This is a genomic window from Pseudomonas sp. MWU13-2105 (genome assembly GCF_023242315.1).
Lineage (GTDB): Bacteria > Pseudomonadota > Gammaproteobacteria > Pseudomonadales > Pseudomonadaceae > Aquipseudomonas.
The window spans coordinates 426,493-439,440 of record NZ_JALLIY010000001.1; the positions used below are offsets into that span (position 1 = coordinate 426,493).

Genomic DNA, 12,948 nt, shown 5'->3' on the forward strand with positions numbered 1-12,948 from the left:
TTCGCAGACGGCCAGCCATAGGCCGTCGCACTTGCGCTCCCTAAAGAGAATACGCATGCAAACTTTTTTTATCGCGCCCACCGATTTTGGTGTGGGTCTGACCTCGATCAGCCTCGGGCTGGTCCGTACACTGGAACGCGCCGGGCTGAAAGTCGGCTTTTTCAAACCCATCGCCCAGCCCCATCCCGGCGACCTCGGCCCGGAGCGCTCGACTGAACTGGTGGCCCGCACCCATGGCCTGAAACCGCCGCAGCCCCTGGGCCTGGCCCATGTCGAGCGGATGCTCGGCGACGGCCAGCTCGATGAGCTGCTGGAAGAAATCATCACCCTCTACCAGCAGGCCGCCGTCGGCAAGGATGTGCTGGTCGTCGAAGGCATGGTCCCGACCCGCAGCGCCAGCTACGCCGCGCGGGTCAACCAGCACCTGGCCAAGAGCCTGGACGCCGAGGTGATCCTGGTCTCGGCGGCGGAAAACGAAGTGCTCAGCGAACTCTCCGGCCGGGTGGAATTGCAGGCGCAGCTGTTCGGCGGTCCCAAGGACCCGAAAGTGCTCGGGGTGATCCTCAACAAGGTCCGTACCGACGAGAGCATGGCCGACTTCTCCGCCCGTTTGAAGGAACATTCGCCGTTGCTACGCAGTGGCGATTTCCGCCTGCTCGGCTGCATTCCGTTCCAGCCGGACCTCAATGCCCCGCGCACCCGCGACGTCGCCGAACTGCTCGGCGCCCAGGTGCTCAACGCCGGTGACTACGAGCAACGGCGCATGAACAAGATCATCATTTGCGCCCGCACGGTGCGCAACACCATCGACCTGCTCAAGCCCGGCGTGCTGGTGGTGACTCCCGGCGATCGCGACGACATCATCCTCGCCGTGAGCATCGCCGCGATGAATGGCGTGCCGCTGGCCGGCCTGTTGCTGACCAGCGACACCCTGCCCGATCCACGCATCATGGAGCTGTGTCGCGGTGCGATGGCGGCGGGCCTGCCGGTGTTGTCGGTGAGCACCGGCTCCTACGAGACCGCCAACCAGCTCAACGGCCTGAACAAGGAAATCCCCATCGATGACCGCGAGCGCGCGGAGATCATCACCGATTTCGTCGCCGGGCACCTCGACGCCCACTGGTTGCACCAACGCTGCGGTACGCCTCGGGAAATGCGCCTGACCCCGGCGGTGTTCCGCTACCAATTGATCCAGCGCGCCCAGGAAGCCAACAAACGCATCGTCCTGCCCGAAGGCAGCGAACCGCTGACCGTGCAGGCGGCCGCCATCTGCCAGGCCCGCGGCATTGCTCGTTGCGTGCTGCTGGCCAAGCCGGCGGAAGTCGAGGCGGTGGCCCGGGCCCATGGTTTCGAACTGCCGCCGGGGCTGGAGATCCTTGACCCGGACCTGATTCGCGGACGCTACGCCGAGCCGATGGTGGCGCTGCGCAAGAGCAAGAGCCTGAACACGCCGATGGCCGAGCAGCAACTGGAAGACACCGTGGTGATCGGCACCATGATGCTGGCGCTGGACGAGGTCGACGGGCTGGTGTCCGGGGTGATCCACTCCACCGCCAACACCATCCGCCCGGCCCTGCAACTGATCAAGACCGCGCCGGGTTGCACCCTGGTGTCGTCGGTGTTCTTCATGCTGTTCCCGGACCAGGTGCTGGTCTATGGCGACTGCGTGATGAACCCGCATCCGTCGGCGGCGGAGCTGGCGGAAATCGCCCTGCAAAGCGCCGAATCGGCCCAGGCTTTCGGCATCACCCCACGGGTGGCGATGATCAGCTACTCCAGCGGCGAATCGGCCAGTGGCGAAGAGGTGGAGAAAGTCCGCGAAGCCACCCTGCTGGCCCATGAGTCCCAGAGCACGTTGCTGATCGACGGTCCGTTGCAGTACGACGCCGCGGCCAATGAAGCCGTGGCCCGGCAACTGGCGCCCAACAGCCAGGTGGCGGGACGCGCCACGGTGTTCGTGTTCCCCGACCTGAACACCGGCAACACTACCCACAAGGCGGTGCAACGCAGCGCCGACTGCGTCAGCCTGGGGCCGATGCTGCAAGGCCTGCGCAAGCCGGTCAACGACCTGCCGCGCGGCGCCCAGGTGGACGACATCGTCTACACCATCGCCCTCACCGCGATCCAAGCCGCCAACCGACCTGTGGATATCTGAATGTTAGACTTTCTCCCTGCGCCCCTGCGCGGCGTGATCGCCTCGCTGCTGTTGACGCTGAATACCTTGCTGCTGTGTTCGTTCCTGTTCTGCGTGGCGCTGCTCAAGGTGCTGCCCTTTGCGTTGACCCAGCGTTTGACCCACTGGCTGATGAACCATACCCATGAGGCCTGGGTCAGCAACAACAAGGCCTGGATGCAACTGGTCCGCCGCACCCGCTGGCACCTCAGCGGCCTGGAGGGCCTGGACTACCAGCATTCCTACCTGGTCACCAGCAATCACCAGAGCTGGGTCGACATCATGGTCTTGCAGTACGTGCTCAACCGGAAGATCCAGCCATTGAAGTTCTTTCTCAAGCAGGAGTTGATCTGGGTTCCGGTGATCGGCCTGGCCTGGTGGGCGCTGGGCTTTCCCTTTATGAAGCGCTACTCCAAGGCGTATCTGGAGAAGCACCCGGAAAAGAAAGGCAAGGACCTGGAAACCACCCGCAAGACCTGCGCGAAGTTTCGCGACAACCCGGTGGGTATTTTCAATTTCGCCGAGGGCACGCGCTTTACCAAGGCCAAGCATGCGCAGCAGCAGTCGCCGTTCCGTTATCTGTTGAAGCCCAAGGCCGGCGGCATCGCCTTTGTGCTGGATGCCATGGGCGAGCAGCTGGAGTCCATCGTCAACGTGACCATCCACTATCCGGGCGGCAAGCCGGGGTATTGGGATCTGCTGTGTGGCAACGTGCGCGATGTGGTGGTGCATTTCCAGGAACTGAAGGTCCCGCCGCAGTTCGTCGGCAGGAACTATGACCAGGACGGCGAGTACCGACTGGCGTTCCAGGGCTGGATCAACCAGCTGTGGGAAGACAAGGACGCGTTGCTGGAGCAGATGCACCGCGAGTATCCCGCCAGGTCTTGAGGCGCCTGGAAAACCTTTGTGGCGAGGGGGCTTGCCCCCGTTCGGCCGCGAAGCGGTCGCAAACCCTATATCTGCGGTTTGCCTGAACGCATGCGGTGCCTGAATTCAGGGCCGCTTCGCGCCCCAACGGGGGCAAGCCCCCTCGCCACAAGTCGCTTCCCGACACGTGCAAAAAAGCCCGCGGCCGATCACTCGGCCGCGGGCTTTTCAATGCAGCTGATCCTTAGATCGCGCCGCGCTGGCGCAACAGCTCCAGGACTTTCTTCACGCTATCGTCCAACGACAACGCCTGCGTATCCACCACCAGGTCGGCATTCAGCGGCACGTCGTAGGGGAACGACTCGCCCGGAATGTTATCGCCACCGGCCGCATACAGGCCCTGGGGATCACGCGCCTGGCAAGCCTGCGGCGAAGCCTGGACATACACCGTCAACATGCGCTCGGCACCGATCAGCGCCTTGGCCTGTTCACGGCCTTCGGCATCCGGCGCCACGAACGCGGCCAAGGTCAGCAGGCCCGCTTCGTTGAACTGACGCGCCACGTGGGCGGCACGCCGCCAGTTCTCGGTGCGCCCGGTGCGATCCTGCGGCAAGCCCTTGTTCAGGTCATGACGCAGGTTCTGGCCATCCAGCACGAATACCGCACGCCCCAGGTCGAACAACTTGCGCTCCACGGCGTAAGCCAGGGTGCTCTTGCCCGCGCCCGACAAACCGGTGAACAGCACCGTCGCCGGTTGCTGGCCGAAACGCTGGGCACGCTCCTCGGTGGCGACATGGGCCAGCTTGCCGTGATGGGTGGCGCTGCCATGGGCCAGTGGCTGGGCGACGATCATGCCGGCGCCCACAGTGCCATTGGTCAGGCGGTCGATGATGATGAACGAGCCAGTGGTGCGATTGCTCTCGTAACCGTCCAGGGCAATCGGCGCATCCAGGGCGATCTTGACCTTGCCGATCTCGTTCAATTGCAGGGCGCTGGCCGGACCTTCCTCGAGGGTGTTCACATCGACCTTGTTGACGATGCTGGCAATCGAGCCCGGTACGTAGCTGGTGGCGCGCTTGATGTCGTATTTCTTGCCCGGCAGCATCGGCTCTTCAGCCATCCAGACCAGCATGGCCTCGAAGCTGTCGGTCACCGGCGGCACATTGTCGGCGTGCACCAGCAGATCGCCACGGGAGATATCGATTTCGTCTTCCATGGTCAGCGTCACCGCCTGACCAGGACCGGCATGCTCCAGTTCACCTTCGAAAGTGACAATGGACTTGACCCGGCTGCTCTTGCCCGAGGGCAACACCACCACGTCGTCGCCCTTCTTCACGATGCCGCTCGCCAGGGTGCCGGCAAAGCCACGGAAGTTCAGGTTCGGCCGGTTGACGTACTGCACCGGGAAACGCAGGTCGGTGAAGTTGCGGTCGCCCGCCACCTCCACGGTTTCGAGGATTTCCATCAGCGACTGGCCGGTGTACCAGGGCGAACGCTCGCTCTTGTTCACCACGTTGTCGCCCTTCAAGGCCGACATCGGCACGAAGTGCATGCTGGTCGGCTTCATCTTCAAGCCTTCGGCGAACTTCAGGTAGTCGGCCTTGATCGACTCGAACACGCCCTGGTCGAAGTCCTTGAGGTCCATCTTGTTGATGGCCACGACTATGTGCTTGATCCCCAGCAAGGAGGCGATAAAGCTGTGGCGACGGGTCTGGGTCTGCACGCCGTAGCGGGCGTCCACCAGGATGATCGCCAGGTCACAGGTGGAGGCACCGGTGGCCATGTTGCGGGTGTACTGCTCATGGCCGGGGGTGTCGGCGATGATGAACTTGCGCTTGGCGGTGGAGAAATAGCGGTAGGCGACATCGATGGTGATGCCCTGCTCACGCTCGGCCTGCAGGCCGTCGACCAGCAATGCCAGGTCGATGTCGTCACCGGTGGTGCCGACTTTCTTCGAATCGCGGGTGATGGCTTCCAGATGGTCTTCGTAGATCATCTTGGAGTCGTGCAGCAGGCGCCCGATCAGGGTGCTCTTGCCGTCGTCGACGTTACCGCAGGTCAGGAAACGCAGCAGTTCCTTGCGCTCGTGCTGGCCCAGGTAGGCGAGGATGTCCTCGCTGATCAAATCAGATTGATGCGACATGCTTAGACCCTACTTAGAAATAGCCCTGACGTTTCTTGTCTTCCATCGAACCGGCACCATCGTGGTCGATGACCCGGCCCTGGCGCTCGGAAGTACGCGTCAGGAGCATTTCCTGAATGATGTCCGTGAGGGTTTCAGCCTCGGACTCCACCGCGCCCGTCAACGGGTAGCAGCCAAGGGTACGGAAACGCACCTTCTTCTTGACGATGCGCGCCTTGTCCTCGTCGGACAGGTGCTCGAGGATCCGCTCGTCGTCGATCATGATCAGGGTGCCGTTCTTCTCGATGACGTCGCGCTCGGCGGCGAAATACAGCGGCACGATCGGGATGCCTTCGAGGTAGATGTACTGCCAGATATCCAGCTCGGTCCAGTTCGACAGCGGGAAGACCCGGATCGACTCGCCCTTGTTGACCTTGCCGTTGTAGACGTTCCACAACTCCGGACGCTGGTTCTTCGGGTCCCAGCGATGCTTGCTGTCACGGAACGAGTAGACGCGTTCCTTGGCCCGCGACTTCTCTTCGTCACGCCGCGCGCCGCCGAAGGCCGCATCGAAGCCGTACTTGTCCAGGGCCTGCTTGAGGCCCTCGGTCTTCATGATGTCGGTGTGCTTGGCACTGCCGTGGGTGAAGGGGTTGATGCCCTGCGCCACACCTTCCGGGTTGACGTGGGTGATCAGGTCCAGGCCCAGCTCGGCAACCATCTTGTCGCGGAAGCTGTACATCTCCTGGAATTTCCAGCGGGTATCGACATGCATCACCGGAAACGGCAGCTTGCCCGGGAAAAACGCCTTGCGCGCCAGATGCAGCATCACGGCGGAGTCTTTACCGATGGAGTACAGCATCACCGGGTTATCGAACTCGGCGGCCACCTCGCGGATGATATGGATGCTTTCCGCCTCCAGCTGTTTCAGATGCGTCAGTTTGTCGACCATGGCTACTCACGAAAAGCGTTCTTATGGACGGCCAGCGGGCCGTGTTCGAGCGAGGCATGCTAGCACAGCACCCTATTCTATTGAGGGGGCCGGCTAGATCGAAACGGTATATGAATATACCCCCCTGTTTGGCCCGATCGGACCTGTGGGAGCGCCGTCCTTGTGGGAGCGGAGCTTGCCCGCGAAAGGGACCGCGAGAACGCTCAAAGCTTCGCGGGCAAGCTCCGCTCCCACAAGGGCCAGTCGGCAATTGCTAGATCGGATTCGGGCAATCGATAAACAGGTGCTCCAGGGCGAAACGCCGCGCCAGGTAGTCACCCAACGCCTGCACGCCATAACGCTCAGTGGCGTGATGACCGGCGGCGATAAAGCTGATGCCGTTCTCGCGGGCACTGTGGAAGGTCTGTTCCGACGCCTCGCCACTCAGGTACAGGTCCACGCCGGCCAGCACCGCCTGGTCGATATAGCCCTGGCCACCGCCGGTGCACCAGCCGACCCGGCGGATCATGTCGGTGCCTTCGATCAGCAACGGCTCGCGACCCAGCACTTCCTGGACCTTGCGCGCGAAGTCACGGGCGGTCAGCGGCTCGCTCAGCGAGCCCACCAGGCCGACTATCTTCGGATTGTCCGGATCCAGCGGGCCTTCCACGGTGATCTCCAACTGCCGCGCCAGTTGCACGTTGTTACCGACCTCCGGATGCAGGTCCAATGGCAGGTGATAGGCCAGCAGGCTGATGTCGTGCTTGAGCAGGGTCTTCAGCCGACGTTGCTTCATTCCGGTGATACAAGGGTCCTCGCCCTTCCAGAAATAACCGTGATGCACCAGAATCAGGTCGGCCTGGGCCTCGACGGCGGCATCCAGCAGCGCCTGGCTGGCGGTCACGCCGCTGACGATACGCGTCACCTGGGGCCGGCCCTCGACCTGCAGGCCGTTGGGGCAATAATCGGCAATCCGCGCGCTGTTCAGAAAGCGATCCGCTTCCTCGACCAGCGTATTCAATGAAACCGCCATAAAAACTCCTGAATATCCCATTCGGAGGCGCCCGCGGCCTCGTATAATGCGCCACATTATGGGCCGTCCGACATGGCCTGCAACCTTCCAGGACTTTGCTCAATGCTCAAGGCTCTGCGTTTCTTTGGCTGGCCGCTGCTGGCCGGTGTGCTGGTAGCTTTGCTGATCATCCAGCGCTACCCGCAATGGGTCGGCCTGCCCAACCTCGATGTGAACCTGCAACAGGCGCCGCAGACCACGCTCAACCAGCAAGGCCCGGCCTCCTATGCCGACGCGGTGACCCTCGCCGCACCGGCGGTGGCCAACCTGTACACCACCAAGATGGTCAACAAGAACACTCATCCGCTGTTCGAGGACCCGCAGTTCCGGCGCTTCTTCGGCGACAACCTGCCCAAGCAGAAGCGCATGGAGTCGAGCCTGGGCTCGGCGGTGATCATGAGTTCCACCGGCTACCTGCTGACCAACAACCACGTGACCGCCGGCGCCGACCAGATAGTGGTGGCGCTCAAGGACGGTCGCGAAACCCTGGCCAAGGTGGTCGGCAGCGACCCGGAAACCGACCTGGCGGTGCTCAAGATCGATCTGCCGAACCTGCCGTCGATCACCATCGGTCGCTCGGACCAGATCCGTATCGGCGATATCGCCCTGGCCATCGGCAACCCGTTCGGGGTCGGCCAGACCACCACCATGGGCATTATCAGCGCCACCGGGCGGAACCAGCTGGGCCTGAACAACTATGAAGACTTCATCCAGACCGACGCGGCCATCAACCCCGGCAACTCCGGCGGCGCGCTGGTGGACGCCAATGGCAACCTGACCGGGATCAACACCGCGATCTTCTCCAAATCCGGCGGTTCCCAGGGCATCGGCTTTGCGATTCCGATCAACCTGGCGGTGGAGGTAATGAAGGCGATCATCGAGCACGGCCAGGTGATTCGCGGCTGGCTGGGGATCGAGGTACAGCCCCTGACCCAGGACCTGGCGGAGTCATTCGGCCTCAGCGGTCGTCCGGGTATCGTGGTGGCGGGCGTGTTCCGTGACGGTCCGGCGCAGAAGGCCGGCTTGCAGCTCGGGGATGTGATTCTCAGTATCGATGGCGAGCCGGCTACGGACGGTCGTCGTTCGATGAACCAGGTAGCGCGGATCAAGCCGGCCGACAAGGTGGCCATCCAGGTGCTGCGCAACGGCAAGGAACTCAAGCTGATGGCCGAAATCGGCCTGCGCCCACCGCAGCAGACGCCGCCGCAGGAAGAGGAGTAAGGCAAGATTTGCAGAAGCGAGGCTTGGCCCCGCTTCTGCAAATACCGCATTGCCTGTCAGAACGCTATCGTCGGAACGCCGCCCGCGACAAGCCGAGGTCTGGAGGTCGGCGTCTCAGCGCAATGACCCAGTATCAGCCGGCCATCTTCGACGACTTCAGCTCCTCACTGAAGCGCTGGGAACGCACACCTTTGTTGTCGTAATACTCTTCAACCGACTTTACAAAGCGCTTTTCCTCCGGCACATACCAGAACGCCTTGTACAAGCGGCCACTGGCAGGACGCGCCGCCGCGCGTTGAGCATTGGAGACCGTCGTTACCTGACCGGGTGTCGCGACCGCCTGCGCACCGCCTACCGTGACGGGCGCCAGCATCGCCGACCACTGGCCTTCAGCTTCGATCTTCAGCGCCTTGAACTTGCCTGCGGGCACCTGGACATCTTCCCAACCGCTGACGACGTAGTCGTTATGAAAGCTCTCGCTGGTGTGCAGGCGGTTAGGGTTCCGCTCGGTGTATTCGACCGTCCACTTCTTGCCCTCGCTCAAGGGAAACTCCAGCGGGCGATTGACCACTTGTTGCTTGCCGTTGATATCACGGGAACGACTCCAGTCCAGCCCCACCAGGCTTTCAACCGGCGGTTGGTTGGACCCGTCCTGCTTGGTGCTGACCAGCATGCTCTGGCTACTGACGCGCTCGACCGTCATCACGATGTTCTTGCTCGAAAAACCTTGCGGCCCGGTTTCCACTGTTTCGGCATAGACCCAGCTATCCCCGGCCTTCAAGGACGGCGCATCGATCGATCGGGCATACGCCGAACCGCACATCAAACCAAGCACAGCGGCAGATAGTGTTTTAAGCATCACATTTTCCCTGAATGTCTGACCCGGCAAGTCCTTGGGACTCACCAAACGTGTGACGCGAGTGACTCCTGCCGATAGCGACACGAGCATCCCGAACAGCTGCCAACCCCAGGCTTGGGGTGTGTAAGCCCACTCCAACTTGCACAACCGAACTCATGAACCGCCATTCGAAACAAAACAGCCAAGTACGCGAAGGCTCATGTCATTGTGCCATTTGGCAATGCGCTCAAGTGAGCTGATGATTTCGTCGACGTCATGAATATGAGGCCCGTTCAGCAATGCGACAGCATCGACCGGGACCAGGCTCATCGTTCAATCAATATGGGGGGGGAGCGCCGGATCTGCCTTGGGGGAGTCTGCGGTCAGTCCAAGCGCTGACTGACCACAGCTATAACTCAGGTTGCAAGCTTACTTCACAGGCAGGACATCAGAGATCGCCCAGGGCGTCGACCAGGGCCTGGTTCTGCTCCGGCGCGCCGATAGTGATGCGCAGGAACTGGGCAATACGCTCCTGCTTGAAGTGCCGCACGATCACTCCCTGCTCGCGGACCTTGGCCGCCAGCGCCGCCGCATCGTGTTGCGGGTGACGGGCGAAGATGAAGTTCGCCGCCGACGGCAGCACCTCAAACCCCTTGGCCTGCAACTGCGCCACCAGCCACTCGCGACTCTCGATGACCTTGCGGCAGGTCTCTTCGAAATAGGCCCGGTCCGCGAACGCCGCCGCCGCGCCGGCAATCGCCATGCGATCCAGAGGGTAGGAGTTGAAGCTGTTCTTGATCCGCTCCAGGGCCTCGATCAGGTCCGCATGCCCCACCGCCAGGCCGACCCGCAACCCCGCCAGGGAACGCGACTTGGACAGGGTCTGGGTCACCAGCAGGTTCGGGTAACGATCAACCAGGCCGATGGCCGTTTCGCCGCCGAAGTCGATATACGCCTCGTCGACCACCACCACCGAATCCGGACTGGCCTTGAGTATCTGCTCCACCGCGTCCAGCGCCAGCAGGCAACCGGTCGGCGCGTTCGGGTTGGGGAAAATGATCCCGCCGTTTGGCCGCGCATAGTCCGCCACACGGATCTGGAACTGCTCGTCCAGTGGCAAGGCCTCGAACGTGATCCCGTAGAGGCCGCAGTACACCGGGTAGAAGCTGTAGCTGATATCCGGGAACAACAGTGGTCGATCCTGTTGGAACAGACCGTAGAAGATGTGCGCCAGGACTTCGTCGGAACCGTTGCCGAGAAACACCTGGTTGGTCTTCACCCCGTAGTACTCGGCCACGGCATGCTTGAGCAGGTCGCCGTTGGGGTCCGGGTACAGGCGCAGGTCGTCGCTGACTTCGGCCTTCATCGCCGCCAGGGCCTTGGGCGACGGGCCGTAGGGATTCTCGTTGGTATTGAGCTTGACCAGCTTGCTCAGCTTAGGTTGTTCACCCGGTACATAGGGCACCAGGTCCTTGACGAACTTGCTCCAGAACTTGCTCATGCTTGTTTCCCCTGTTCCTTATCAGCGACGATCCGATATTCCGCACTGCGGGCGTGAGCGCTCAGCGACTCGCCACGGGCCAGTACCGAAGCGGTCTTGCCCAGTTCGGACGCGCCCTGCTCCGAGCAGAAAATGATCGACGAACGTTTCTGGAAGTCATACACACCCAGCGGCGACGAGAAGCGTGCGGTGCCGGAGGTCGGCAACACGTGGTTGGGACCGGCGCAGTAGTCGCCGAGGGCCTCGGAGGTATGGCGGCCCATGAAGATCGCCCCGGCGTGACGGATCTGCGGTAGCCAAGCCTGCGGGTCGGCGACCGACAGTTCGAGGTGCTCCGGGGCGATGCGGTTGGCCACGTCAATGGCCTGCTGCATATCTCGCACCTGGATCAGCGCACCGCGGCCGTTGATCGATGTCTCGATGATCGCCGCGCGTTCCATGGTCGGCAGCAGCTTGGCAATACTCGCGGCGACCTGGTCGAGGAACGCGGCATCCGGGCTGACCAGGATGGCCTGGGCATCTTCGTCGTGCTCAGCCTGGGAGAACAGGTCCATGGCGATCCAGTCCGGGTCGGTCTGACCGTCGCAGACCACGAGGATCTCCGAGGGTCCGGCGATCATGTCGATACCGACCTGGCCGAACACGTGGCGCTTGGCCGTGGCCACATAGATATTGCCCGGGCCGACCACCTTGTCGACCTTGGGCACGCTCTCGGTGCCATAGGCCAGGGCCGCAACCGCCTGGGCGCCGCCGATGGTGAACACCCGGTCGACCCCGGCGATGCACGCCGCCGCCAGTACCAGTTCGTTGATTTCACCACGCGGGGTCGGCACCACCATCACCACTTCGGCCACCCCCGCCACCTTGGCCGGAATCGCGTTCATCAGCACCGAAGACGGATAGGACGCCTTGCCCCCCGGCACGTACAGGCCGGCACGATCCAGCGGCGTGACCTTCTGGCCGAGCACCGTGCCATCGGCCTCGGTGTAGCTCCAGGAGTCCTGCTTCTGCTTTTCGTGGTAGCTGCGCACGCGCTCGGCGGCTTTTTCCAGGGCCTCGCGCTGTGGCGCGGTAATCCGCGTCAGCGCCAGTTCGAGGCGCTCACGGGGCAGGATCAGCTCGGCCATGGAAGCGACTTCCAGGCCGTCGAAGCGCTGGGTGAACTCCACCAGCGCCGCATCGCCGCGCTCGCGCACGGCCTTGATGATGTCGAGCACCCGCTGGTTGACCGAGTCGTCGGACACACTTTCCCAGCTCAGCAGATGATCCAGATGATGAGCGAAGTCAGGATCGGCAGCGTTGAGTCGGCGAATTGCGTTGGACGTGGTCATAGCGTGGGCCTCAATAATTGGCGAATGCTTGGGAACAGCAGATCTCAGGCGCCGGGGCGCGCTGACGTTCAATAACGATCGCGCCCCCAGCCTACCAAGCCATCCGCGCGGGCACCTGAGAATTCTGGCTATGACGCGGATAGATGGGCGCGGCTCAAGGCCGCGCAATTGAATCAGCTGCGGTGTCGCGACTCCACTGCCTTGCGCAGGGTGTCGATCAGGGACTGGATACGGGCGTGCTGCATTTTCATCGACGCCTTGTTCACCACCAGGCGGGAGCTGATGGTCGCGATCAGTTCCTGGGGTTCCAGGCCGTTGGCCCGCAGGGTATTGCCGGTGTCGACGACGTCGATGATCTTGTCGGCCAGGCCGATCAGCGGTGCCAGTTCCATCGAGCCATAGAGCTTGATGATATCGACCTGACGGCCCTGTTCGGCATAGTAGCGCTTGGCGACATTGACGAACTTGGTCGCCACCCGCAGGCGGCCCTTGGGCTCGATGGCACCGATAGCACCGGCGGTCATCAGCCGGCACTGGGCGATCTGCAGGTCCAGGGGTTCGTACAGACCCTGGCCGCCGTATTCCATCAGCACATCTTTACCGGCCACACCGAGGTCGGCCGCGCCATGCTCGACATAGGTCGGTACGTCGGTGGCCCGCACGATCAGCAGACGGACGTCGTCCTGGGTCGTGGGGATGATCAGCTTGCGGCTCTTGTCCGGATTCTCGGTCGGCACGATGCCCGCTTCAGCGAGCAGCGGCAGGGTGTCATCGAGAATGCGGCCCTTGGACAGTGCAATGGTCAGCATGGGGAAACTAAGTCCTTCAACCTGTATCAGTAAGGCTCATTCTCCCTTGTCGGCGCGAGCAGGCTCGCACCGGCAAAGGGGGA

General features: G+C 62.6%; 11 protein-coding genes. 3 read left to right on the forward strand and 8 right to left on the reverse strand.

Annotated elements, in window-relative coordinates; translation table 11 throughout:
* Positions 1 to 55 precede the first annotated feature (55 nt).
* Positions 56 to 2,155, forward strand: a complete 2,100-nt coding sequence (gene pta, locus M5B96_RS01990) for a phosphate acetyltransferase (RefSeq protein ID WP_248794825.1) — start codon at positions 56 to 58, stop codon at positions 2,153 to 2,155.
* The gene (locus M5B96_RS01995) at positions 2,156 to 3,061 is read left to right on the forward strand and encodes an acyltransferase (protein WP_248794826.1); all 906 of its coding nucleotides are present in this window, start codon (positions 2,156 to 2,158) and stop codon (positions 3,059 to 3,061) included. It abuts the gene before it with no gap.
* A 223-nt stretch (positions 3,062 to 3,284) separates the two neighbouring features.
* Here the strand turns inward: M5B96_RS01995 and cysN are convergent, their stop codons facing one another.
* The 3 genes from cysN to M5B96_RS02010 all read right to left on the reverse strand — a co-directional run bounded on the left by cysN (position 3,285) and on the right by M5B96_RS02010 (position 7,126).
* Positions 3,285 to 5,183: a sulfate adenylyltransferase subunit CysN gene (gene cysN, locus M5B96_RS02000; RefSeq protein WP_248794827.1), complete on the reverse strand. Its 1,899-nt coding sequence runs from the start codon at positions 5,181 to 5,183 to the stop codon at positions 3,285 to 3,287.
* A 13-nt stretch (positions 5,184 to 5,196) separates the two neighbouring features.
* Positions 5,197 to 6,114, reverse strand: coding sequence for a sulfate adenylyltransferase subunit CysD (gene cysD, locus M5B96_RS02005; protein WP_248794828.1), 918 nt, complete (start codon positions 6,112 to 6,114; stop codon positions 5,197 to 5,199).
* Positions 6,115 to 6,367: 253 nt separating this feature from the next.
* Complete coding sequence (locus tag M5B96_RS02010; protein ID WP_248794830.1) at positions 6,368 to 7,126, reverse strand: Nif3-like dinuclear metal center hexameric protein; 759 nt, start codon at positions 7,124 to 7,126, stop codon at positions 6,368 to 6,370.
* 102 nt (positions 7,127 to 7,228) lie between these two features.
* On the opposite strand from M5B96_RS02010, the gene algW reads away from it, so the two are divergent.
* Positions 7,229 to 8,386: a Do family serine endopeptidase AlgW gene (gene algW, locus M5B96_RS02015; protein ID WP_248794831.1), complete on the forward strand. Its 1,158-nt coding sequence runs from the start codon at positions 7,229 to 7,231 to the stop codon at positions 8,384 to 8,386.
* 133 nt (positions 8,387 to 8,519) lie between these two features.
* On the opposite strand, the gene M5B96_RS02020 is transcribed toward algW, so the two are convergent.
* The 5 genes from M5B96_RS02020 to hisG all read right to left on the reverse strand — a co-directional run bounded on the left by M5B96_RS02020 (position 8,520) and on the right by hisG (position 12,865).
* Positions 8,520 to 9,335, reverse strand: coding sequence for a hypothetical protein (locus M5B96_RS02020; protein WP_248794832.1), 816 nt, complete (start codon positions 9,333 to 9,335; stop codon positions 8,520 to 8,522).
* 63 nt (positions 9,336 to 9,398) lie between these two features.
* Positions 9,399 to 9,554, reverse strand: a complete 156-nt coding sequence (locus M5B96_RS02025; protein WP_248794833.1) for a hypothetical protein — start codon at positions 9,552 to 9,554, stop codon at positions 9,399 to 9,401.
* Between the two features lie 118 nt (positions 9,555 to 9,672).
* Complete coding sequence (hisC, locus tag M5B96_RS02030) at positions 9,673 to 10,725, reverse strand: histidinol-phosphate transaminase (RefSeq protein ID WP_248794834.1); 1,053 nt, start codon at positions 10,723 to 10,725, stop codon at positions 9,673 to 9,675.
* Positions 10,722 to 12,056 (reverse strand): histidinol dehydrogenase, encoded by a 1,335-nt coding sequence (hisD, locus tag M5B96_RS02035; RefSeq protein WP_248794835.1) that lies wholly within the window; start codon positions 12,054 to 12,056, stop codon positions 10,722 to 10,724. Before hisD ends, hisC begins: the two co-directional genes overlap by 4 nt.
* Before the next feature lie 173 nt (positions 12,057 to 12,229).
* Positions 12,230 to 12,865, reverse strand: a complete 636-nt coding sequence (gene hisG / locus M5B96_RS02040) for an ATP phosphoribosyltransferase (RefSeq protein ID WP_248794836.1) — start codon at positions 12,863 to 12,865, stop codon at positions 12,230 to 12,232.
* Positions 12,866 to 12,948: the final 83 nt, after the last annotated feature.